This is a genomic window from Actinokineospora fastidiosa (assembly GCF_014648415.1).
Classification (GTDB): domain Bacteria; phylum Actinomycetota; class Actinomycetes; order Mycobacteriales; family Pseudonocardiaceae; genus Actinokineospora; species Actinokineospora fastidiosa.
In genome coordinates this window covers 1-801 of record NZ_BMRB01000023.1, presented here as the reverse complement: position 1 = coordinate 801, position 801 = coordinate 1, and the positions used below count along the sequence as shown (strand labels likewise).

The window sequence follows — 801 nt, the reverse complement described above, 5'->3', positions numbered from 1 at the left end:
CCGAACGTAGCCAACCAGCCATGCCCCTGGCGGGACAACTGGCACACCAGAGGTTCGTCCGTCCCGGTCCTCTCGTACTAGGGACAGCCTTCCTCAAGTCTCCAACGCGCGCGGCGGATAGGGACCGAACTGTCTCACGACGTTCTAAACCCAGCTCGCGTACCGCTTTAATGGGCGAACAGCCCAACCCTTGGGACCTACTCCAGCCCCAGGATGCGACGAGCCGACATCGAGGTGCCAAACCATGCCGTCGATATGGACTCTTGGGCAAGATCAGCCTGTTATCCCCGGGGTACCTTTTATCCGTTGAGCGACGCCGCTTCCACCAGCCAGCGCCGGATCACTAGTCCCGACTTTCGTCCCTGCTCGACCCGTCAGTCTCACAGTCAAGCCCCCTTGTGCACTTGCACTCAACACCTGATTGCCAACCAGGCTGAGGGAACCTTTGGGCGCCTCCGTTACCCTTTGGGAGGCAACCGCCCCAGTTAAACTACCCACCAGGCACTGTCCCTGAACCGGATCACGGTCCGAGGTTGAGATGCTCAGTACGATCAGAGTGGTATTTCAACGACGACTCCACACCCACTGGCGTGAGCGCTTCCCAGTCTCCCACCTATCCTACACAAACCGAACCAAGCACCAATACCAAGCTATAGTAAAGGTCCCGGGGTCTTTCCGTCCTGCCGCGCGTAACGAGCATCTTTACTCGTAGTGCAATTTCACCGGGCCTGTGGTCGAGACAGCCGAGAAGTCGTTACTCCATTCGTGCAGGTCGGAACTTACCCGACAAGGAATTTCGCT

The 801-nt window shown here is 58.3% G+C and carries 1 rRNA gene; it reads right to left on the bottom strand.

Features of this window, described 5'->3' with window-relative positions:
* Positions 1–801 (bottom strand): 23S ribosomal RNA (locus IEY98_RS32285); the annotation flags it as partial.